Genomic DNA, 21,538 nt, shown 5'->3' on the forward strand with positions numbered 1-21,538 from the left:
TGATGACGATGTACGCGAACCCGAAGCAGCAGCTGAACCGCTACGCCACGGACTCAATCATGTCCGCTTCGCCCGCGCGCCTGCTCACGATGCTCTACGACCGGCTGCTGCTCGACCTCAGCCGCGCAGAAGCCGCGCACGAGACCCGGTCGTGGGCCGTAGTCTCCAGCAACCTGCTGCACGCCCAGGACATCGTCGCCGAGCTCACCTCGTCGCTCAAGGTCGACGCGTGGGACGGCGGCGAACGGCTGCTCGCGCTCTACACCTACGTGAGCGCCGCGTTGATCCGCGGCAACATCCACCGCGACCTCGACGCGGTGCGCGAGTGCGTCACGCTGCTCGAGCCGCTGCGCCAGGCCTGGCACGAGGCGGCCGGCCAGCTGACCGTCGCCCAGCCCGCACCGCAGTCGCTCCCGGCAGTCACCGGCGGGATGCTCGGCGTTGCCTAGTTCACCGATTCCGCAGTTCGACAGCTGGGCCGACGTGATGGCCGAACTCGAGGCATCCCACCTGCGGGCGCTCGATTCGAGCACGGCAGCGGATGCCGCTCCGCACGTCACCTGGAAGCCGCCGACCGATCTCGGCCCGATGCCGACCGAGCTCCGCGAGCGGGCGGTCGCGTTGCTGGCCGAGCAGCGCGAGTCGCTGCACACCCTCGACGAGCTGCACCGCGAAACCGGACGCCACCTTGCCGCCGTGCGCTCGATCCCGAGCACGCGCGACGACCAGTCGGTCTACCTCGACGTCTCGGGCTGAAGAATTCTTCAATCCTCATCTAACGCCTGAGGGTTCGTGACCGATAGCTAGTTTCGAGAGCACGGATTGCTCACCATCAGGCCACGGATCGGCCGCTTCGTTTCTTCTTCACGAGACGGAACAGCCGTGCTTGAATCTGTGTCCTCCAACGCCCTGAGCAGCGCCCTCGACGGCCTCGCTCTGCGCCAGCGTGTGATCGCGAGCAACATCGCGAACGTCAACACCCCCGGCTACACGGCCAAGCGCGTGCTCTTCGAAGACGCCCTCGCCCAGTCGGTGGAGAACGGCGACGGAAACGTCACGGCCGTCACCGCCCGCTCGCTCGAGCCCACCCGTCTCGACGGCAACAACGTCAACCTCGACACCGAGACGCTGTCGAACGTCGACACTGTGCTGCGCTTCCAGTTCGCCAGCCAGGCCATCGGCGGCCAGTTCAGCGCGCTGCGCACGGCGATGCGGACCAACTGATGACCTTCGACGCGATCGGCATCGCCAGCACCGGCCTCACCGTGCACCGCAAGTGGCTCGACGCGGTCTCCGACAACCTCGCCAACGTCAACACCGTCAAGGCGACGACCGACGACGCGTTCCAGGCGCGCTACGTCATCGCCCAGGAGGGCGAGGGCACCACCGGCGCCTACGTGCAGGGCGCGGCCTACGGCGACGCGGAAGGCCGGCTGGTCTACGAGCCCGACCACCCCCTCGCCGACGCCGAAGGCTACGTGCGCTACCCCGATATCGACCTCGCCTCGCAGATGGGCCAGCTCATCCTGGCCCAGCGCGGCTACCAGGCGAACGCCGCGGTCGTCGACCGCGCGAAAGAGACCTACCAGGCAGCACTCCAGATCGGACGCAACTAATGGACCCGCTCTCTCTGACCTCGGTGCAGGGCACCACCGGCACCGGGTACGTCTCGGCCGCCGGCGGTGTGCAGTCCACCGACGGTTCCGGATTCGCCGCGTCGCTCACCGGGGCGGTCGACGGACTGCAGGGTCTGCAGAACACCTCGAGCGAACTCGCCATCCAGGCCGTCACCGGCGACCTCGAAGACATCCACAACGCGACGCTCGCCTCGTCCCGCGCCTCGGTGACGCTCGAACTCGTCGCCGCCGTGCGTAACAAGGGCGTCGACGCCTTCAACGAGATCATGAGGATGCAGGCCTAATGCCCCGCCAGGTCACTTCCGCGTTCGGCCGCTTCGCCGACGCCATCCGCGAATTCACGATCGCCCAGCGCACCGTGGCCCTCATCGGGGTCGCGGTTCTCGTGCTCGGTATCGTCGCCCTCGGGTTCTGGATCACGAAGCCCTCGTACACCCCGCTGTTCTCGGGCCTCAGTGGCGCCGACGCGAACACGCTCGTCGAGCAGCTGCGTGCCGACGGCGTTCCCTACGAGCTGGCCAACGGCGGCGCCACGATCATGGTGCCCGAGGAGAACGTCTACGACGAACGCCTCAAGGCGGCCGCGGCCGGCCTGCCGTCGTCGAGCACAGGCGGCTACTCGCTGCTCGACTCGATGGGCGTCACCGCCTCCGAGTTCCAGCAGAACGTGACCTACAAGCGCGCCCTCGAGGGCGAGCTCGCGAAGACCATCTCCGCCCTCACCGGCGTGCAGAACGCCTCGGTGCGGCTCGCGATCCCCGAGGAGACGGTGTTCGTCTCCGAGACCAACGACCCCACCGCCTCGGTGTTCGTCGAGACCCAGAACGGCGTCTCGCTCAGTTCCGACCAGGTGCAGGCGATCGTGCACCTCACCAGCGCGTCCATCGACGGCATGGCGCCCGAAGACGTCGCGGTCATCGACTCCAAGGGCACCGTGCTCTCCGCCGTGGGCGAGGGAGCCGTCGGCGGCGCGGACCAGCAGATGTCCGACTACGAGACCGCGATCCGCGCCTCGGTGCAGACCATGCTCGACAAGGTCGTCGGAACCGGCAACGCCACCGTCGTGGTCGCCGCCGACATGAGCCGCGAGTCGGGCGAGCGCGTCGAAGAGACCTTCAGCTCCCCCGACGGCACGCTCGCGCTCAGCGAATCGGCCACCGTCGAGGGCGGCGACGTCGCGGGCGACACCGCGGCCGGCGTGCTCGGCCCCGACAACATCGCCGTCCCCGCCGAGGGCGCGGAGGCCGAGGCCACCGGTTCCTCGTCGATCGTGCGCAACAACGCGGTCAACAAGGTCACCGAGTCGACCACGATCCCGGCCGGTGTGCTCACCCGCAAAACGATCTCGGTCGCGCTCAACCAGGCGACCGCCACCGGCCTGAACGTGGAGGACATCACCGCCCTCGTCTCCTCCGCCGCCGGAATCGACGAGGAACGCGGCGACGTCGTCACCGTCGAGGTCGTCCCGTTCAACGGCGCCGGCGCCGAAGAGGCCGCCCAGGCGCTCGAGGCCGCTGCTGCCGCCGCCGATGCCGACCGTATGGCCGACCTCATCCGCACCGGCGTGATCGCCCTCGCGATCGCCCTGCCCGTCATCATCGCGATCGCCGTCTTCGCCGCCCGCTCGCGTCGTCGCAAGCAGGACATCGAGGAGGCTGCCGACCTCGCCGACCTGCGCTCGATCCTCAACGACACGCAGCCCGAGGTCATGGCGACCCCGTTGCGTCCGGCGATTCCGACGGTCCCGGCATCCCCTCTTCTCATCGAGCCGAACATCGACCGCACCCGCGCCGAAATCGACGCCCTCGCGGCCCAGGACCCGCAGCGCGCCGCGGAGTTCCTGCGCGGCCTCATGGATAGCAAGCAGAACGCATGACCGACCTCGCCACCACCCTCAGCGGCACCCAGAAGGTCGCCGTCGTCCTGATGAGCATGGACCAGCAGGCGGCCGCCTCGGTCATGCAGCAGTTCAGCGAGTCGGAGGCCGAGGAGATCGCCGGCGAGATCATCAAGCTGCGGCGGGTCGAATCCGCGGTCGCCGACAAGGTGATGAACGAGTACCTCGAGCTCACCGTCAAGGGCGGGTGGAGCTCGCGCGGCGGCAAGGACTTCGCCAACACCCTGCTCGAGGCGAGCTTCGGGGCCGAGCGGGCCGGCGACCTGATGAACCGGGTCGCCTCCAACATGGCCGGCAAGGCGTTCGAGTTCCTCGACAGCGTCGAACCCGCCCAGATCATGACCCTGCTCGACGGCGAACTGCCGCAGACCATCGCCCTCGTGCTCGCCCACATGCGCCCCGAGCACGCGTCGCCCGTCCTCGCCGGCCTCGACGAGGACCTGCGCACCGAGGTCGCCCAGTGCATCGGCACCATGGGCGTCGCGATCCCCGAGGCCGTGCGCGTCGTTGCCGACACGCTCAAGTCCCGCGCCGGAGCTGTCACGTCGACCGGAGACGCGGTCGAGGCCGTCGGCGGTGTGCAGCCGCTCGTCGAAATCATCAACCGGGCGGATGTCGCGACCGAACGCGCGCTCTTGGAACAGCTCGACCAGATCGACCCCGAGCTCGCCGAAGAGGTGCGCTCGCGCATGCTGACCTTCGCCGACATCGTCAAGCTCGAGAAGCGCGACGTGCAGCAGGTGCTGCGCGGCATCGACACCGGCATCCTCGCCATCGCCATGAAGGGCTCGACCGAGGCCGTCATCGACGTCATCAAGTCGAACCTCTCGGAGCGCAACCGCGAGATCCTCGAGGACGAGGCATCGTCGCTCGGCCCCGTGCGTGCATCGCAGGTCGAGGAGGCGCGCGCCGAGGTTGTGCGGGCGATCCGCGACCTCGAGGCGCAGGGCAGCATCACCGTGCAGCGCGGCGACGAGGACGAATATGTCTACTGATGCCGAGTTCTCCACGCTGACCTACCCCGCCCTGCGCAACCAGCGCCAGGACGACCGCGACGACCGCGCCCGTGCGGGCGGCCACGCGGCCGGCTACGCCGCCGGGCTCCGTGCGGCCGAGGCCGAGGTCGCGGCCCGCATCGCCCAGCTCGACGCCGAGCACGCGGCCGTGGTCAGCCACGCGCGTGCCCGCACCGACCGCGCCGTCGCTCTGCTCGCCGCCGCCTGCGCGGCGCTCGACTCCCGCACGGTGCCGGTGCTCGAGACCGCCCACGCGATTCTCGCGGAAGGCGCCATCCAACTCGCCGAAGCCGTCGTGGCCTCGGAATTCAGCGACGTCGGCACCGCGGCGGCCTCGGCCCTGCACCGGGCGCTCGCCACCGTCGACGCGTCGGGCGTGCACGTGGTGCGCCTCAACCCCGACGACCTCGGCGTGCTCGATGCCGATCTGCTCGCCGCCACCGGCGTCACCTTCGTTCCCGACCCGTCGCTCGGCCGCGGCGACGCCGTCACCGAGTTCGCGGACGGCTACCTCGACTGCCGCGTCTCCTCCGCCATCGAGCGCGCCCGCACCGCCATCGCGGAGGCGCGGTCATGACGACGACGCTGCTGCCCCCGGCCTCGCGCGGATTCCGCGCCGCGGTCGCCGCCGCCCGCCCGCAGCGCGTCGGCATCGTCTCGTCCATCGTCGGCCTCGGCGTCGAGGTCAGCGGTATCGACTGCGCGATCGGCGACCTCGTCACCATCGGAGACTCGTCGGGCGCCGGCGCGGCTCCGATCGTCGCCGAGGTCATCGCGACGACGCGTACCGGGCTCCGCTGCATGCCTCTCAACCGTCTCACCGGCATCAGCGCCGGCGCCCCCGTGCGCGCCCAGGGCGAGCCGATGCTCGTGCCCACCGGCTCCGGGCTCTTCGGCCGCGTGATCGACGGTCTCGGCCGGCCGATCGACGGTAAAGGCCCGATCGTCGCCGACGGCTGGGTGCCGCTCGACAACGAGAGCCCGTCGGCCATGGGCCGCGCGCGCATCGACACCCCGCTGCAGCTCGGGGTGCGCGTGCTCGACACACTGACCACCGTGGGCCGCGGCCAGCGCATGGGCCTGTTCGCCGGCTCCGGTGTCGGAAAGTCGTCGCTGCTCTCCATGATCGCGCGCGGCACCGACGCGGAGGTCTCGGTCATCGCCCTCGTCGGGGAGCGCGGCCGCGAGGTGCGCGAGTTCCTCGAGGACGACCTCGGCGAGGAGGGCCTCGCGCGCTCCATCGTCGTCGTCTCCACCTCCGACGAGCCGGCCATGATGCGCCTGCGCGCGGCGTTCGTCGCCACCCGGATCGCCGAGTCGTTCCGCGACCGCGGCGCCCACGTCATGCTCATGATGGACTCGCTGACCCGCGTCGCCATGGCGCAGCGCGAGATCGGACTCTCCGTCGGCGAACCCCCGGCCACCCGGGGCTACCCGCCGTCCACGTTCTCCCTGCTCGCCCAGCTGCTCGAGCGCGCGGGCACCGGCGAGGTCGGCTCGGTCACCGGCATCTACACGGTGCTCGTGGACGGCGACGACCACAACGAACCGATCGCCGACTCGGCCCGCTCGATCCTCGACGGCCACGTCGTGCTCGACCGCAAGCTCGCGATTTCCGGACACTTCCCCTCCGTCGACGCGCTCGGCTCGATCTCGCGCGTCGCCTCCCGGGTCAACACCCGCGAGCACACCGAGACCGCCTCGATGCTGCGCAAAGTGCTCGCCGCCCGCAAGTCGGCGCAGGACCTGCTCGACATCGGCGCGTACCAGCCGGGCGCCAACCCGCTCGTCGACGCCGCGGTCACCTACGAGGCCGAGATCAACGCGTTCCTGCAGCAGCGCATGACCGACCAGTCGGGCGTCGTCGAGGCGTGGGCGCAGCTCACCCGCCTCACCCGAGCCTTCGGGGGTGCCTGATGGCGCGCGCGTTCCGTCTCGCCGGGCTGCTCCGCCTGCGCCAGGTGCAGCAGGAGCAGGCGGCGAGCGACCTCGCCGCCGCCAATGCCCGCGCCCGCGACAACGCCGCCCGCCAGAACCGCGCCCGCGCCGCCCTCGGCGGAACCGGTGCGGACGCCACGAGCAGCAACGTGCTCTACGCGATCGCGGCCGCCCGGTCGTCGTCGCGCAGCATGCTCGCCGAACTCGAGGCGGCCGACTCTCGGAACCAGGCGCAGGTCGCCGAAGCCGCCGCGGCGTACGCCGCGGCTCGGGCACGGTCGCTCGGCCTCGAGAAGCTCGAGATCCGTCACATCGAGACCGAGGACGGCGCCGACCTCGCCGCCCAGCAGGCGGTCGTCGACGAGATCGCATCCACCAGCATCCACCGCAAGGGAGAGGACACCCCGTGAGCATGATCGGTCTCGTCGCCGCCGCCCCGCCGGCCTCAACGAACACGAAATCGCAGTCCGGCGGCCAGTCCGGCGCGGAGGGCTTCGGCTCCGAGCTGCTCGGCGCGATCTCCGCCGCCTCCGACGCGGGCCTGACCGACGCGCCCGCCGCCGAGGCGGGCACCGCCGCTCCCGTCGACGAGGCTCCGGCCGAGCAGGCCTCCGCCTCGACGACCGACGACCTCTTCGCGGCACTCGCTGCCGAGTTCACCGGGTCGGCCGCGGCCGTCGAGCCGGGCGAGACGGATGCCGCGGCCGACCCCGCCGGCGACTCCGACCCCGCCGCGGAGACCGACGCCGCGCCCACCGCCGCGCCGCTCCTCGTCGCGACCCCGCTCCCCGAGGCCGCCCCCGTCACGCTCCCCGTCGGCCTCGTCCCCGCGGACGCCGCCGGGGTCCCCTCGGCCCCGTCCGCCGACCTCCCGGCCGCACCCGCCGCGGCCGCGCAGGCCGTCGCCTCCGCCACGGCGGCGAGCGCCGCGGCGAGCGTCGCGACGCTCTCTGCCGTGTCGGGTGCCGCGACCACCGCTCCCGCCGCGGCACCCGTCGCGCAGGCCGTGGCAGCGGTCGCCGCCTCTCCCGTCGTTCCCCGGGCAACCGGAACTCCCGCGTCAACTTCCGCCGTTGCCGCGTCCACGACTACCGCTCCCGCGTCAGCCGCGAACGTGCCCTCGGCACAGGAATCGGCCGCGTCCGTTTCCCCCGTCACGTTCCCCGGTGCCGCGACAGTTTCCCCACTGCCCGCGTCCGCCGGTGCCGCGTCCCCCGTCATGCCCGGGTCTCCAGTCGTGTCCCCCGTCATGCCCGGGTCTCCCGTCGCTTCCCCCGTCTCGTCCGCGTCCCCCGTCCCGGCATCCCCGGTTGCCGCTGTCGCCCCGGTCACGGCCGAGTCCGCGGAACAGGTTCTCCCGGCAACGACCGTTGCCGCGTCCGATTCCGCCGCCGACGCCGCGCCCGTCGCTCCGCTCACCCTGACGCCGGCCGTCGCCGCCGCGACGCCGACCGTTCCGGCCCAGGCCGCAGCGCCGGCCTCCGTGGTCGCCGCCCCGGCCCCGCCGCTCGCGCCGCAGCTCGCCACCCCGATCTTCACCCTCGCCGCGGCCGGCCCGGGCGAGCACGTGATGACCGTGGACATCACCCCCGACAACCTCGGACCGATCACCGTACGGGCCCACGTCGGCGCCGAGGGTGTGCGGGTCGAACTGTTCGCCCCCTCCGAGATCGCCCGGGACGCGTTGCGGGCGATCCTGCCCGACATCCGCCGCGACATGAGCGGCGCCGGTCTCGGCAGCAACCTCGACCTGTCGTCGCAGAACCAGCCCACGGACCGCGGGGACGAGGGACAGCAACAGCGGGGAAACCCGCGGCAGGCGGCATCCGCCCACGAAACGGCCGCCGCTCTCTCGGCAGCCGCGCCGTGGATCCTGACCGACCCGTCGGCGACCATCGACGTTCTCGTATGACGACCCGACCTACCGACCACGCCCGCGCACCAGAGGAGCCCCACGAATGAGCATTGACAGCATCACCGGCGTCGTCTCGACGCAGGCCGCGGCTGCGGCGGCCTCTGCCGCGGCGGCGCCCAAACAGACGATGGACTCCGAGGTGTTTATGTCGCTCCTCGTCTCGCAGCTGCGCAACCAGGACCCGAGCTCGCCGATGGACACCAACGAGATGATCTCGCAGACCACGCAGCTCGCGATGATGGAGAAGATCACCGAGCTGACCGAGACGGGCACCGAGAACTTCTCGCTGCAGATGCGCATCGCCGCATCGGCCATCGTCGGCAAGCAGGTCAGCTACCTCGACTCGACCACCGGCCTGCCGATCAAGGGAACGGCCGACAGCGTCTCCTTCACCGGCGTCGTCCCGACCGTCTCTGTCGGCGGCAAGGACATCCCGCTCGACCTGATCGCCGGCATCACCACCACTTCCGCAGCAACCACCACAGCTTCCTAAACAACCAACCGAAAGGCTCACCCATGCTTCGCTCGCTCTACGCAGGTATCTCCGGTCTTCGTTCGCACCAGACCATGCTCGACGTCACCGGCAACAACATCGCTAACGTCAACACGACCGCGTTCAAGTCCTCCTCCACGCAGTTCCAGGACACGCTCTCCCAGCTCACGCAGGGTGCCGGCGGCCCGCAGCAGGGCGTCGGCGGAACCAACCCCGCCCAGGTCGGCCTCGGTGTGCTCGTCGCGGGCATCTCGACCAACTTCGCCCAGGGCTCCACGCAGGCGACGGGCAAGGCCGCCAACCTGATGATCTCGGGCGACGGCTTCTTCGTCACCCGCAACGGCAACCAGACCTCGTACACCCGCGCAGGCGACTTCGACTTCGACGCCAGCGGCCGTCTCGTGAGCCCCGACGGGTCGCTCGTCCAGGGCTGGGGCGCCGTCGACGGCGTCGTCGCCGAGGGTGGTCTCACCGGCGACATCCAGCTGCCGATCAACGCGATCTCGGCCGGCGAGGCCAGCACGTCGGCCACGCTCGGCGGCAACATCCCCTCGGACGCCGCCGTCGGCACCGTCGTCGTGCGCGACATCGAGGTGTTCGACGCCACCGGCGCCGCACGCAGCCTCAGCCTCACGCTGACCAAGACCGCTGCGGGCTGGAATGTCGCGGGCGCCGACCCCGACAACCCCGCGGGTCCCCTCACCGGAACGACCGCGCTCACCTTCGTCGACGGCGTGCAGACCTCCGCGGGCACGATGACCGTCGGTGCCGGCGGTATCGCGATCGACCTCAGCGCCGTCACCGGCTCCGCGGGCCTCACCACCATGTCGGTCACCGCCAAGGACGGCCGCGACCCCGGAACGCTCGAGTCCTACACGCTGACCCCCGACGGCACGCTCATCGGCTCGTTCAGCAACGGCGCCTCGCAGGCACTCGCCCGCGTCGTGCTCGCCACGTTCACCAACCCGGGCGGTCTCGAGAAGACCGGCGGCTCGTCGTACCGCGCCACGTTCAACTCCGGCGAGGCCGAGATCGGCGCCCCCGGCGACGCCGGCTACGGTTCGATCACCAGCGGCGCCCTCGAGATGTCGAACGTCGACCTCTCGCAGGAGTTCACCAACCTGATCGTCGCGCAGCGCGGCTTCCAGGCCAACGCCCGCATCATCACCACCTCGGACGAGGTCCTGCAGGAGCTGACCAACCTGAAGCGATAGCGCCCGCGCTCGACGCACAACGATCGGCCGTCATCTGCCTTACACGGGGCAGAGGGCGGCCGATAGTGCTGTGTAGGCGGCCCAGGAAGGGTAGCTAAAAACGGGGATGGATCCATGATCGTTGTCACGCGGCTTAATAACAGCCAGTTTGCGATCAATCCTGACCTCATCGAACGCATCAACGCGAACCCGGACACGACCCTCGTGATGGTCGACGGCGCGAAGTACATCATCACCGAGACGATGGACGAGGCGATCGACAAGATCGCCCGCTACCGCGCCCGCGTGATCGCGCTCACCCAGGAAATCGCCGCGCAGGCTCCGCCCGTTCGCCCGCTCGGACTCGTCAGCCCGATCGACCCGGCAGCCGTGCACGACACCGACACCGACACCGAGGGCGAAGGCGTTACCTCACTAGGACCGAGGAAGCTCTGATGGATCCCGCAACAATAATCGGCCTACTGCTGGCCTTCGGTGCCCTCTTCGCGATGATCACCCTCGAGGGGGCGAACGTCGCCTCGGTGCTGCTGCCGGCCCCGATGATCCTCGTCTTCTTCGCCACCATCGCCGTCGGCATCGCCGGCGGAACCATCAAGGACGCGATCGCCGGATTCAAGTCGCTCCCCAGCGCATTCATCGGCAAGACGTCGAAGCCGCAGGACACGATCGACCAGCTGGTCTCGCTCGCCGAGAAGGCGCGCAGCGACGGACTGCTCTCGCTCGAGCAGGAAGCCGACTCCATCGACGACCCGTTCCTCAAGGGAGCACTGCAGAACGTCGCCGACGGCACCGACGGCGAGGAACTGCGCATCCTGCTCGAGGACGAGCTCGCCACCAAGGCGAAGTCATCCCGCAACGCGGCCAAGTTCTTCACGACGATGGGCGGCTACGCGCCGACCGTCGGCATCATCGGCACCGTCGTCTCGCTCACCCACGTGCTCGAGAACCTCTCGGTGCCGGAGGAGCTCGGCCACATGATCGCGGCCGCGTTCGTCGCTACCCTGTGGGGACTGCTCTCCGCCAACTTCATCTGGCTGCCGATCGGCTCCCGGCTCCGCCGCCTCTCCGACCTCGACGTCGAACGCATGACGCTCACCATGGAGGGCGTGCTCGCGATCCAGGCCGGCAGCCAGCCCCGCCTCCTCGGCGAACGACTGCGGGCCATGGTGCCCGCCGACCAGCTGGCTAAAGCAGCATGAGCACGCCGCGAAAGCGGAGAGGGCTCGAAGAAGAACACGTCGAGCACGTCGACGAACGCTGGATGGCCTCCTATATGGACATGGTCACCGTGCTCATGTGTATGTTCATCGTGCTGTTCGCTATGTCGACCGTCGACCAGGAGAAGTTCGAGCAGCTACGCAACTCGCTCGCGACCGGCTTCGGCCAGACCGAGGTCGGCGCGCTCGACACGGCGTCCGGAGTCGTCGTGCCGGCGACCCAGCTCGACTCGGAGGGCGAGGTCGTCGACCTGCCCGTGACCGAACTCGACCTGGCCGAGACCGAGGTCGACAAACTCGAGGCGCTGAAGGAACAGATCCGCGCGAACCTGCAGACGCAGGGACTCGAGCAGACCGTCGACTTCAAGATCGACGATCGCGGCCTGACGATCCGTCTCATCGGCTCCGAGACCTTTTTCAGCCCGAACAGTATCGAGCTCGCCGGCGTCGCCCCCGCGGTGCTCGACTCGACGGCGCCCGTGCTGGCGACCACGAACTACCAGATCGCGATCGAGGGCCACGCCGACGTTCGGGCGCCCGGTGCCCCGTACGCCACCAACTGGGAACTCTCGTCGGGCCGCGCGACGGCCGTGCTGCGCCGCCTCGTCGAACACGGCGGAATCGGCGGCGAGCGCGTCGGGGCCATCGGCTACGGCTCGGCCCGCCCCATCGCCACGGGCATGACCGAAGCCGACCTGGCTGCCAACCGCCGCGTCGACATCGTCGTGATCTCCGACCAGCCCGAGTCGGTGCGCGCGCTCATCCCCGAGGTTCTGGAGAGCTACCTCGAGGTGTCGAGCGCCGACGCCGCCGAGCCGGAGAAATCGGAGAGCGCGGAACCCGAGAAAGCCGAGAAGACCGAGGATTCCGGACACTAGCTAACCGCCACCCCGAAGCGGCCGATAGTGCCCTTCGTGACTGTCCAGGAACACATCGCCGTTGGCGCGCCCGCGAAAGCCGCCCCGGCCGTCGAGCTGTACGACTTCCGCCGACCGACAACCCTCGCCCGTGAACACTCGCGCGTGCTCGAGCTCGCGTTCGAGACCTTCGCCCGCCAGTGGGGCACCCAGCTGACCGCGAGCGTGCGCATCGTCTCGCAGGTCAGTTGCGAGCAGGTCGTCATGCAGACCTACGACGAGTACGCGTCGGGACTGCCGTCGACGACCGCCATGGTGCTGTGCACCCTCGGTTCCACCGATGCCAAGGCCGTCATCCAGGTGCCCGCGGCCGCCGCCCTGGGGTGGGTCACCTACATGCTCGGCGGCATCCGCCCCAAGCCCGTGGCCGAGCGCAAATTCACCCAGATCGAGCAGGCGCTCGTGCGACGCCTCTTCGAAGACGCGCTCGAAGACCTCCGCTACTCCTTCGGCTCACTGTTCGTCACGCCGATCGCCGTCGACTCGATCCAGTACAACTCGCAGTTCGCTCAGGCCGCGGCCACGGCCGACCTGATGATCGTCGCGTCGTTCGTCATCCGCGTCGGCGACACCTCCACCACCGCGACCCTCGCCGTTCCCGCCGAAGTGCTCCTCCCGCAGCTGGGCGAGGCCAACCCCACGAGCACCGCCGTCGACGCTCACGACCTCATCACCGCCCAGCTCGGCGGCGTGCCCGTCGAGATCGCGCTGCGCCTCACGCCGGCGAAGGTCACGCCGAGCAAGATCCTCGGCCTCGCGGTCGGCGACATCCTGCCGATCCCGCACCCCCAACACCGCCCGTTCGAGCTCGCCGTCGACGGCCAGGTGCTCGCCCGCGGCGCGGCCGGGGCCAACGGCGCCCGACTCGCCTGCGTCGTCGTCAGCACCGGCGCCACGAACCCTGACTTCAACTCCGAGGAGATCTAAGTGAACAACCTTGCCCCCAGCCTCACGACGTCGCTCAGCGAGGCGACCGCGTCCGCCGAGGCGCTCACCCGCCTCCTGCCGACCACCGTCGCCCTGAGCCCCGTGCTCTCGAGCGCCGCCGACGCCCCTCTCGCCCTGCAGCGCTCCTCCGTCGTCGCCTCCTACGTCGGCGAGTTCTCCGCCGATGTCGCGCTCGCCCTCGTCGAGCCGGACTCCCTCGTCTCCGCGGCATCGCCCACCGGCGCGGCCGTCGCGCTCGCCGACATCCTCCGCCCCTCGTTCGAGGCCGCCACCGGCATTCTCGGCACCGGCGTCCTCGGGGACACCCGGGCCGACGACGCGAGTGCCCTATTCGCGGATGCCGCAACCGTCGTCTTCGCCCTCTCCAACGCCGGCGTGGTCGCCGGGTGGTACGCCATCCGGATCCGTACGAGCAACGTCGTCGCCGGCGGCCGGCCCCTCGGCAACGACGAGATCGTCGGCAAGCTCGGCCGCATCAACAACGTCGAGATGTCGCTGACGGTCGAGATCGGCCGCACCCGCATCTCCGTGCGCGACGTGCTCGGACTCGAGCCCGGCGCCGTCATCGAACTCGACCGTTCCGCCGGCGCCCCCGCCGACGTGCTGCTCAACGGCCGCCTCATCGCCCACGGCGAGATCGTCGTGATCGACCAGGACTACGCGGTCCGCATCACGAAGATCCTCGACGTGATCGAGAGCCTCAGCTAGATGGAGACCGTGGTCGTCGGGCTGCGCGTCGCCCTGTCGCTCGGCGTCGTCCTCGCCCTGCTCTGGTTTCTGCACCGCCGCATCACGCGCGGAGCGAAGCAGCGCGGTCCGGCGGCGGCGATCGCCGTGCTGGGCAAGCAGGCCGTCGGCCAGAAGGCCTCGGTCGTCGTCGTGGACGCCGACGGGATGCGCTTCGTCCTCGGCGTGACCGAGAACAACGTCACCGTCCTGCACTCGGCCGAATCGCCCGAAGCCGTGGCACCGGTCGTGACCCCCGCCGCCGCCTTCGCCGACGTCCTGACCGCGGTGCCGAGCGCGACGGTCACCAACCTGAAGCCCACAGCCGCCGCGTCGACCGCGAAAGACCTCGAGGCCGCGCTGGTGAAGCCGGGCGCCCTGAACGGCTCGATCCTCTCCCCGGCCACCTGGCGCCAGGCGGCTTCCGCGCTCGGCCGTTTCCGGTGAGCGTCGCCGCCGCAGCACCCTCCCTGCGCCGCTCCCGGCTGATGCGCCTCGGCATCGCCGCGCTGTTCCTGCTCGTCGTCGTCACGGCGTTCGTGCTGCTCACCCCCGGCCAGGCGCACGCCGTGCCGATCGACCCCACCGCGCCCGTCGACCCGGTCGACCCCGAGGGCGGACTGTCGATCGACATCAACGGTCCGAACGACGGCCCGTCGTCGGCCATCGTCACGCTGCTCGGCATCACACTGCTCTCGGTGGCACCGGCCCTGCTGCTGATGATGACGAGCTTCACGAAGATCTTCGTGGTGCTGGCGATGACCCGCAACGCCCTCGGCCTGCCGTCGATCCCGCCGAACCAAGTGCTCGCGGGCCTCGCGCTCTTCCTGTCGCTGTTCATCATGGCGCCGGTGCTCACCGACATCAACGAGGTGGCCGTTCAGCCCTATCTGAACGGGGACATGACCTTCGTGCAGGTGGTGGACGCGGCATCCGCCCCTCTTCGGGCCTTTATGCTCTCGAACACCCGCGAGGAAGACCTCGCCCTGATGACCCGCGTCTCGGGCGCGGAGAACCCCGACAGCCCCGACGACGTACCGATGCTCACGCTGATCCCGTCGTTCATGATCTCCGAGCTGCGCGCCGCCTTCATCATCGGGTTCGTCATCTTCGTGCCGTTCCTCGTGATCGACCTCGTCGTCTCGTCGGCGCTGATGTCGATGGGCATGATGATGCTGCCGCCCGTCATGATCTCGCTGCCGTTCAAGATCCTGCTGTTCGTGCTCGTCGACGGCTGGGCGCTCATCATCACCTCGCTGGTCTCCAGCTACCAGGGCGGCGGCTGATGGACACCAACGCGGTACTCGACATCGGCCTGCAGGCGTGCGTCATCGGCGCCAAGCTCTGCGCGCCCATCCTCATCGTCGCGCTCGTCGTCGGCTTCGCGATCTCGCTGCTGCAGTCGATCACGCAGATCCAGGAGGTCACGCTTTCCTTCGTGCCGAAGCTGGTCGCGGTGGCGCTCGCGCTGCTCGTCTCCGGCCACTGGATGATCTCCGAGATGGTCACCTTCACCAACGACCTCTTCGCCCGCATACCCGGACTGCTCGGGGGAGGCTGACGTGGAACTCTCCCTCGACCTGCAGTGGATCGAAGCGGTCATGCTCGCCGGCGTGCGCATGGTCGCCTTCGTCGTGATCGCCCCGCCGTTCTCCACCAACGCCATCCCGCTGCGGATCAAGGGCATGCTCGCGCTCGGCCTCTCGCTCGCCGTCGCCCCCATCGTCACCCCCGGCTACGTCTCGCCCGACACCGGGGGATTCATCGTCGCGCTGCTGCTCGAACTCGTCGTCGGCGCGCTGCTCGGATTCCTCGTGATGCTCGTATTCTCCGCCATCCAGTCGGCCGGAAACCTGATCGACCTCTTCGGCGGGTTCACCCTCGCCCAGGGCTTCGACCCGCAGCTGCAGGTCAACGGCGCCCAGTTCACGCGCCTGTTCCAGATGGCGGCGCTCGCCCTGCTCTTCGCCTCGGGCGGCTACCAGCTGGTGATCGGCGGCCTGGCCCGCACCTTCGACGCGATCCCGATCGGCGGAGGCATCGACCTTGCCGAGCCGCTCGCCGCCATCACGAGCGCGACCGGCCAGATGCTCGTCTCGGCGCTGCAGATCGCCGGCCCCCTCATCGTCGTCCTTTTTCTTGCGGATGCCGGTCTGGGACTGCTGACGCGCGTGGCCCCCGCACTCAACGCCTTCGCCCTCGGATTCCCGGTCAAGATCCTGCTGACCCTCATCCTCGTGCCGCTGCTCTTCGTCGCCCTCCCCGAGATCGTGGGGTCGGTCACAAAGTCGGCGATGGACCTCGTGATGGGGGTGAGTTGAATGGCGGATGACGCCGGAGAAAAGACCGAGCAAGCCACCGAGAAGCGCATGAAAGAGGTGCGCGAAAAGGGCCAGCTCTCCCGCTCGCAGGACCTCACCGCGTGGGTCGGCGTCGGCGCCGTCGCCGTGATGATCCCCGTCACGATCGAACTCGGCACCGCGCAGACCACCGACCAGATGTTCACCATCGGGTCGATCATGGAGAACCCGAGCCTCGAGGGCGCCGTGCAGGCGCTCGACAACGGCATGGGATCGATCCTCGGCATGCTCACCCCGATGATCGTGGTGGTGACGGTCGCGGTGCTGGCCGCGGCGGCGATCCAGGGCGGCATCCATTTCAAGAAGTTCTCGGGCAAATTCGAGCAGTTCGACCTGGTCAAGGGACTCGGGCGCACGTTCGGCGGCCAGGCGCTGTGGAACGGAGTGAAGGCGTTCACCAAGACCGGCGTCGTCGGGCTCGTGCTGTTCGCGGTTATCCAGAGCCTGATGCCCGTGCTCTCCACCGCCGGCGGCCTGCCGCTGACCGCGCTGATCAGTGCCGCGACCGGCGGCACGTCGGCGCTCATCCAGTCGGCCGTGCTCGCCGGCCTCATCCTCGCCTTCGCCGACGTGTTCGTGGTTATGCGCCGTAACCGCAAGAAGACGCGCATGTCGAAGAAGGAAATCAAGGACGAGAGCAAGAGCTCCGAGGGCGACCCGATGATCCGGTCGCAGCGGCGCGCCCGCCAGCTCGCGATGAGCCGCAACCGCATGATGACCGCGATCGCCGACGCCGACGTCGTGCTGGTCAACCCCACCCACTTCGCCGTCGCGCTCAAGTACGAGCCGGGCAAGTCGGCGCCGCGCGTCGTCGCGAAGGGTGCCGGCGAGGTCGCCGCGAGAATCCGCGAGCAGGCCGAGACCGACAGCGTGCCGATCGTGCGCGACATCCCGCTCACCCGTGCCCTGCACAAAGCCTGCGAGCTCGGCCAGGAGATCCCGGTCGAGCTGTACACCGCCGTCGCGCAGGTGCTCGCCTTCGTGATGGCCCTCAAAGCCCGCGGCGCCGCGCAGGGAGTGCACACAATGAGCACCCCGACCGCTGCGCCCACCCCGCTCGCTTCTCAGCTGACAACAGGAGGTCACTGACGTGAACCGCAACCTCGCCAAACTGGCGGTGCCGATCGGTGTCGTCGGCATCGTGCTGCTGCTCGTCGTGCCGGTGCCGGCCGGCGTGCTCGACTTCCTGCTGATCATCAGCATCATGCTCGCGCTCGTCACGCTGCTCACCACGATGTTCGTGAAGAGGCCGCTCGACTTCTCGGTGTTCCCCTCGCTGCTGCTCGTGGCGACGCTCTTCCGGCTCGGCCTCAACGTGGCGTCCACCCGCCTGGTGCTCAGCGACGGCTACGCCGGGCAGGTGATCGAGGCCTTCGGGCACGTCGCCATCGGCGGCTCGATCATCATCGGCTTCGTGATCTTCCTCATCCTCGTGGTGATCCAGTTCGTGGTCGTCACCAAGGGTGCCGAGCGCGTGGCAGAGGTGGGCGCGCGCTTCACCCTCGACGCCATGCCCGGCAAGCAGATGGCGATCGACGCCGACCTCAACGCCGGCCTGATCACCGACGCGCAAGCGCGCGCACGGCGCGCCGAGGTCTCGGCCGAGGCCGACTTCTACGGCGCGATGGACGGCGCCTCGAAGTTCGTCAAGGGCGACGCGATCGCCGGCATCGTCATCATCATCATCAACCTCATCGGCGGCATCGCGATCGGCATGCTGCAGCGCGGTCTCGAGATCGGCGAGGCGCTCAACACCTACGCGCTGCTGACCATCGGCGACGGCCTCGTCACCCAGATCCCCGCGCTGCTGATGGCCGTCTCCACCGGCATCATCGTCACGCGCTCGAACGCCGAGGACGACCTCGGCAGCTCGGCCTCGACCCAGCTCACCCAGTCGCGCAACGCGCTGATGATCGCGGGCTCGGCTGCCATCGGCATGGCGTTCATCCCCGGCATGCCGCTCATCCCCTTCGTGCTCGTCGGCGGCGCGCTGTTCCTCGTGGCGCAGCGGGTCAAGGCGAACAAGGCCGCCGAGCTGAAAAAGCTCGAGGAGGCCGAGGTCGAGGTCGCCACGGGCGCCCAGCCGATCACCACCGAGGGCCTCATCGAGCAGATGCGGGTGCACGCCCTCGAGATCCTGCTGTCGAGCGACCTGGTCGACATCGTCTCGGACGCGTCGGACGACCTGCTCGCGCGGGTGCGCGCGCTGCGTCGCAAGATCGCCATGGACCTCGGTGTCGTCGTGCCCCCGGTCCGCACGCGCGACAGCGTCGAGCTGCCGAGTTCCACCTACGTCATCCGTATCGCCGGCGTCGAGGCCGGCCGCGGCATCGCACCGCAGGGCAAGGTGCTCGCGCTCGGCGACGCCCTCGACAACCTCCCGGGCCAGGCCACCGTCGACCCCGTCTTCGGGCTCTCGGGCAAGTGGGTGCCGAGCGAGATGCGGCACAGTGCCGAGATGATGGGCGCGACCGTGATCGACCGCGTCTCGGTGGTCGTCACCCACCTGTCGTCGATCATCAGCGCGAACGCCGCCCGGCTGCTCACCCGGGAGGACGTGCGGGTGCTCACCGAGGGCGTCAAGCAGGTCAACCCGTCGGCGGTCGACGAGCTCGTGCCGTCGCTGCTCAGCCTCGCCGAGATCCAGCGGGTGCTGCAGGGGCTGCTCGCGGAACAGATCGCGATCAACGACCTCCCGCGGATCTACGAGTCGCTGTCGCTGCGCGCCAAGGTGTCGAACGACCCCGAGGGGCTCATCGAGGCGGCGCGTCTCGCGCTCGGCCCGGCGCTCGTCTCGAACTACCTCGAGGGCAACGACCTGCGCGTCATCATGATCGACCCGCTGCTCGAGCAGTCGATGCTCGAGGGGCTGCGTCCCTCCGACCAGGGCACGCAGATCCTGATGAACCAGAACTCGCTCGAGGCCGTGCTCGGCTCGCTGCGCGAGTCGGTCGACAAGCTCGAGGCGAACGGCCAGTCGGCGGTGCTCGTGTGCGCCCCGGCGCTGCGGCCGGCGATCCGGCGTCTCGTCTCCGCGCAGTCCGACGGACTCCCGGTGCTCTCCTACCAGGAGGTCACCTCTGCCAACGTCAACATAGAAACAGTGGGGGTCGTGCGTGTCACCGAGTCGATATCAAGTTGAGGCAGACTCCATCGACGAGCTCAACGCTCGCATCCTCGAACAGTACGGGCCGGATGCCGCGGTCGTCGCCACGACGGTCGTGACGACCGGCGGGCTGCAGGGCTTCTTCGCGCAGCGCAAGTTCCAGGCGACGGTCGAGCTCTCCGACGGCACGTCGCTGGACGCGCACTCGTTCGACCTGCCCGCCCGGGCCGGCATCGCCGCCCTGCTCGAGGAAGCGGACAACCGCGACCGCGCCGACCGGCGCACGATCGACCGGCTCGACGAGTCCGACTGGAAGGTGTCGACCTCCACGGTCGACTTCGCGGCGATCCTCGCCGACCTGACGCTGAACACGGCTCCGGATACCCCGGCGCTCGGTGCGGCCGGCGCGCGTCCCGGGTCGACCGAGCCGTCCGGGCCGCTGCCACTCCGCGGTGCCGGCGACCTCGTCGTGATCGTGGGCCTCGGCGACGACGCGCTCGCCGTGGCGCAGACGATCGCGGCCGGAGCCAGCGCGGCGGTGACACGCATCGCGGGCGACATCGAGCGCCCGGGCATCACCCGCATCGACGACCGGCGCGGCGCCATCGCGGCCCGCGCTGAGGGTGTGCGCGGCGGCCACGCCGTCGTCGTGGCATTCGGCCTGCCGCGCCGCGGGCCCACGCAGGCATCGGCCAGCGAGCTCGAGAACCTGCACGCCGACCAGTTCTGGGTGGCCGTCGACGCCGGCCGCAAGCCGGAGGACAGCGCCCGCTGGGTACACGCGGTCGCGCAGCTCGTGCCGCTCACCGCGGTCATGAGCTGGGCGCCGGACGAGACCGCCACGCCGCACTCGGTGACCCAATTGGGTTTGCCCGTCGGCTGGCTCGAAGCCGGTTGGTAGGCTGAGCGGGTGCTCGTGCTAACTCGCAAGCCGGGAGAACGCATTCTCATCGGTGACAACATCGTGGTCACCATCCTCGATTCCCGAGGCGACGGCGTTCGCATCGGTATCGACGCGCCCCGGGGTATCTCGATCCAACGCGAAGAGGTGCTGAAAGCCGTCGCGGACGCGAACATCGCGGCGACCGCGGCGCAGCCCGACGACGCCGAGCGCATCAAAGCGGCGCTGGGCATCCTGCCGGCGGAGACCGCCGCGCAGTCCGCTCCCGAAAAGCCCGCCACCCCGGCTTCCTAGTCGCGGCTCCGAGCCCGGCCGCGCGCTCGACAGGACCGTTCGCCCCGTTCGCCCGCCCGACAGGAGCGATCGCGGTGCCTCGGCCCGCGCCATCCTGTCGACCGGCAGGCCCGGTCAGCGCACAGCGCCGCCCATCCTGCCAGCGCGCCGGGGGAGCCCGCAACCGCCCGCCGAACCGCCGACGGCACCCGCTACAACTTGTCGGTATGAACCCCCGGGTGGCCGCGCAGCTCGGCCCTGTCATCGCGATCGGCGGCTACCCCGTGCTCAGCACGACCCCGGAGAAACTCGCCGACCACCTGCTCGCGGTGATCGCGGCCCGAACGTCAACCGCCCTCTTTTTCGCGAACACGAACTTCGTGGTGAAGAACCGGTTCCTGCTCGAGCGGGCCGATGACCTCCCGGTCGTGCTCGTGAACGACGGCGTCGGCATGGACATCGCCGCCACCCTGATTCACCGCACCCGCTTCGAGCAGAATCTCAACGGCACCGATTTCGTGCCGTTCCTGTTTGCGCGGGCAGACCGTCCGCTGCGCGTCTATATGATCGGCGGCACCCCGGAGGTGCTCGCCACGGCCGTCGAGCACGTCGCGACCGACCTCGGCCAGGTCGTCGTCGGCAGCAGCGACGGTTTCGCCGGCCTCACCCCCGACCTCGTCGGCCGCGTCGCCGCCGCTGCCCCCGACGTCGTGCTCGTGGCGATGGGCAACCCGCTGCAGGAGCGCTGGATCCTCGACCACGCCGCACAGCTGCCGCCGAGCGTCTTCGTCGGTGTCGGCGCGCTCTTCGATTTCTGGGCGGGGGCGAAGGCCCGCGCGCCCGAGGCGCTGCGCCGGCTCCGCCTCGAGTGGCTCTACCGCCTCTACCTCGAGCCGCGGCGCCTCGCCCGCCGCTACACCCTCGACATCGCGGTGTTCCTGCGGGCCTGCTACCGGTACCGCTAGCCGAAGGCCGCCCGC

General features: G+C 69.9%; 27 protein-coding genes. All 27 read left to right on the plus strand.

What is annotated here, in order from left to right:
- Positions 1 to 2 precede the first annotated feature (2 nt).
- The 27 genes from fliS to HD599_RS17635 all read left to right on the plus strand — a co-directional run bounded on the left by fliS (position 3) and on the right by HD599_RS17635 (position 21,523).
- Positions 3 to 449 carry a flagellar export chaperone FliS gene (gene fliS / locus HD599_RS17505; RefSeq protein WP_184240005.1) on the plus strand — a complete coding sequence of 149 codons (447 nt, stop codon included), beginning with the start codon at positions 3 to 5 and terminating at the stop codon, positions 447 to 449.
- The gene (locus HD599_RS17510) at positions 442 to 756 is read left to right on the plus strand and encodes a hypothetical protein (protein WP_184240007.1); all 315 of its coding nucleotides are present in this window, start codon (positions 442 to 444) and stop codon (positions 754 to 756) included. The genes fliS and HD599_RS17510 overlap by 8 nt, the downstream gene beginning before the upstream one ends.
- Positions 757 to 882: 126 nt before the next feature.
- Positions 883 to 1,224, plus strand: coding sequence for a flagellar basal body protein (locus HD599_RS17515; RefSeq protein WP_184240009.1), 342 nt, complete (start codon positions 883 to 885; stop codon positions 1,222 to 1,224).
- Positions 1,224 to 1,616 (plus strand): flagellar basal body rod protein FlgC, encoded by a 393-nt coding sequence (locus HD599_RS17520; RefSeq protein WP_184240011.1) that lies wholly within the window; start codon positions 1,224 to 1,226, stop codon positions 1,614 to 1,616. Before HD599_RS17515 ends, HD599_RS17520 begins: the two co-directional genes overlap by 1 nt.
- On the plus strand, positions 1,616 to 1,921 hold the full coding sequence (gene fliE, locus HD599_RS17525) for a flagellar hook-basal body complex protein FliE (RefSeq protein WP_184240013.1): 306 nt from the start codon (positions 1,616 to 1,618) through the stop codon (positions 1,919 to 1,921). Before HD599_RS17520 ends, fliE begins: the two co-directional genes overlap by 1 nt.
- Positions 1,921 to 3,513: a flagellar basal-body MS-ring/collar protein FliF gene (gene fliF, locus HD599_RS17530; RefSeq protein ID WP_184240015.1), complete on the plus strand. Its 1,593-nt coding sequence runs from the start codon at positions 1,921 to 1,923 to the stop codon at positions 3,511 to 3,513. Before fliE ends, fliF begins: the two co-directional genes overlap by 1 nt.
- Positions 3,510 to 4,529: a flagellar motor switch protein FliG gene (fliG, locus tag HD599_RS17535; protein ID WP_184240017.1), complete on the plus strand. Its 1,020-nt coding sequence runs from the start codon at positions 3,510 to 3,512 to the stop codon at positions 4,527 to 4,529. The genes fliF and fliG overlap by 4 nt, the downstream gene beginning before the upstream one ends.
- Positions 4,519 to 5,127, plus strand: coding sequence for a FliH/SctL family protein (locus HD599_RS17540; protein WP_184240019.1), 609 nt, complete (start codon positions 4,519 to 4,521; stop codon positions 5,125 to 5,127). Before fliG ends, HD599_RS17540 begins: the two co-directional genes overlap by 11 nt.
- Positions 5,124 to 6,467, plus strand: coding sequence for a FliI/YscN family ATPase (locus HD599_RS17545; RefSeq protein WP_184240021.1), 1,344 nt, complete (start codon positions 5,124 to 5,126; stop codon positions 6,465 to 6,467). Before HD599_RS17540 ends, HD599_RS17545 begins: the two co-directional genes overlap by 4 nt.
- Positions 6,467 to 6,898, plus strand: coding sequence for a hypothetical protein (locus HD599_RS17550; RefSeq protein WP_184240023.1), 432 nt, complete (start codon positions 6,467 to 6,469; stop codon positions 6,896 to 6,898). Before HD599_RS17545 ends, HD599_RS17550 begins: the two co-directional genes overlap by 1 nt.
- A 2-nt stretch (positions 6,899 to 6,900) precedes the next feature.
- The gene (gene fliK / locus HD599_RS17555) at positions 6,901 to 8,400 is read left to right on the plus strand and encodes a flagellar hook-length control protein FliK (protein ID WP_246376977.1); all 1,500 of its coding nucleotides are present in this window, start codon (positions 6,901 to 6,903) and stop codon (positions 8,398 to 8,400) included.
- Positions 8,401 to 8,446: 46 nt separating this feature from the next.
- On the plus strand, positions 8,447 to 8,896 hold the full coding sequence (locus HD599_RS17560; protein WP_184240027.1) for a flagellar hook assembly protein FlgD: 450 nt from the start codon (positions 8,447 to 8,449) through the stop codon (positions 8,894 to 8,896).
- 23 nt (positions 8,897 to 8,919) lie between these two features.
- Entirely contained in the window at positions 8,920 to 10,110 is a 1,191-nt protein-coding gene (locus HD599_RS17565) for a flagellar hook protein FlgE (protein ID WP_184240029.1), read from the plus strand.
- A gap of 114 nt (positions 10,111 to 10,224) precedes the next feature.
- Positions 10,225 to 10,545: a flagellar FlbD family protein gene (locus HD599_RS17570; RefSeq protein ID WP_184240031.1), complete on the plus strand. Its 321-nt coding sequence runs from the start codon at positions 10,225 to 10,227 to the stop codon at positions 10,543 to 10,545.
- Positions 10,545 to 11,309 carry a motility protein A gene (locus tag HD599_RS17575; protein ID WP_184240033.1) on the plus strand — a complete coding sequence of 255 codons (765 nt, stop codon included), beginning with the start codon at positions 10,545 to 10,547 and terminating at the stop codon, positions 11,307 to 11,309. Before HD599_RS17570 ends, HD599_RS17575 begins: the two co-directional genes overlap by 1 nt.
- Positions 11,306 to 12,205, plus strand: a complete 900-nt coding sequence (locus HD599_RS17580; RefSeq protein WP_184240035.1) for an OmpA/MotB family protein — start codon at positions 11,306 to 11,308, stop codon at positions 12,203 to 12,205. The genes HD599_RS17575 and HD599_RS17580 overlap by 4 nt, the downstream gene beginning before the upstream one ends.
- 36 nt (positions 12,206 to 12,241) lie before the next feature.
- Positions 12,242 to 13,171 (plus strand): flagellar motor switch protein FliM, encoded by a 930-nt coding sequence (locus HD599_RS17585; protein WP_343062150.1) that lies wholly within the window; start codon positions 12,242 to 12,244, stop codon positions 13,169 to 13,171.
- The gene (fliN, locus tag HD599_RS17590) at positions 13,172 to 13,900 is read left to right on the plus strand and encodes a flagellar motor switch protein FliN (RefSeq protein WP_184240037.1); all 729 of its coding nucleotides are present in this window, start codon (positions 13,172 to 13,174) and stop codon (positions 13,898 to 13,900) included.
- Positions 13,901 to 14,365 carry a flagellar biosynthetic protein FliO gene (fliO, locus tag HD599_RS17595; protein WP_184240039.1) on the plus strand — a complete coding sequence of 155 codons (465 nt, stop codon included), beginning with the start codon at positions 13,901 to 13,903 and terminating at the stop codon, positions 14,363 to 14,365.
- A gap of 41 nt (positions 14,366 to 14,406) precedes the next feature.
- A complete protein-coding gene (fliP, locus tag HD599_RS17600; RefSeq protein ID WP_184240696.1) occupies positions 14,407 to 15,204 on the plus strand; it encodes a flagellar type III secretion system pore protein FliP in 798 nt (265 codons plus the stop codon).
- Positions 15,204 to 15,479: a flagellar biosynthesis protein FliQ gene (gene fliQ / locus HD599_RS17605; RefSeq protein WP_184240041.1), complete on the plus strand. Its 276-nt coding sequence runs from the start codon at positions 15,204 to 15,206 to the stop codon at positions 15,477 to 15,479. The genes fliP and fliQ overlap by 1 nt, the downstream gene beginning before the upstream one ends.
- A gap of 1 nt (position 15,480) precedes the next feature.
- Positions 15,481 to 16,239, plus strand: coding sequence for a flagellar biosynthetic protein FliR (locus HD599_RS17610; RefSeq protein WP_184240042.1), 759 nt, complete (start codon positions 15,481 to 15,483; stop codon positions 16,237 to 16,239).
- Positions 16,240 to 17,367 (plus strand): EscU/YscU/HrcU family type III secretion system export apparatus switch protein, encoded by a 1,128-nt coding sequence (locus HD599_RS17615; protein ID WP_184240044.1) that lies wholly within the window; start codon positions 16,240 to 16,242, stop codon positions 17,365 to 17,367.
- Position 17,368: 1 nt separating this feature from the next.
- Entirely contained in the window at positions 17,369 to 19,420 is a 2,052-nt protein-coding gene (locus HD599_RS17620) for an FHIPEP family type III secretion protein (protein ID WP_184240046.1), read from the plus strand.
- Positions 19,395 to 20,285: a hypothetical protein gene (locus tag HD599_RS17625; protein WP_184240048.1), complete on the plus strand. Its 891-nt coding sequence runs from the start codon at positions 19,395 to 19,397 to the stop codon at positions 20,283 to 20,285. Before HD599_RS17620 ends, HD599_RS17625 begins: the two co-directional genes overlap by 26 nt.
- Before the next feature lie 9 nt (positions 20,286 to 20,294).
- Positions 20,295 to 20,579 carry a carbon storage regulator gene (locus tag HD599_RS17630; RefSeq protein WP_184240050.1) on the plus strand — a complete coding sequence of 95 codons (285 nt, stop codon included), beginning with the start codon at positions 20,295 to 20,297 and terminating at the stop codon, positions 20,577 to 20,579.
- Positions 20,580 to 20,785: 206 nt separating this feature from the next.
- A complete protein-coding gene (locus HD599_RS17635) occupies positions 20,786 to 21,523 on the plus strand; it encodes a WecB/TagA/CpsF family glycosyltransferase (RefSeq protein WP_184240052.1) in 738 nt (245 codons plus the stop codon).
- The last annotated feature ends 15 nt before the right edge of the window (positions 21,524 to 21,538 follow it).

It is taken from the genome of Conyzicola lurida (assembly GCF_014204935.1).
Lineage (GTDB): Bacteria > Actinomycetota > Actinomycetes > Actinomycetales > Microbacteriaceae > Conyzicola > Conyzicola lurida.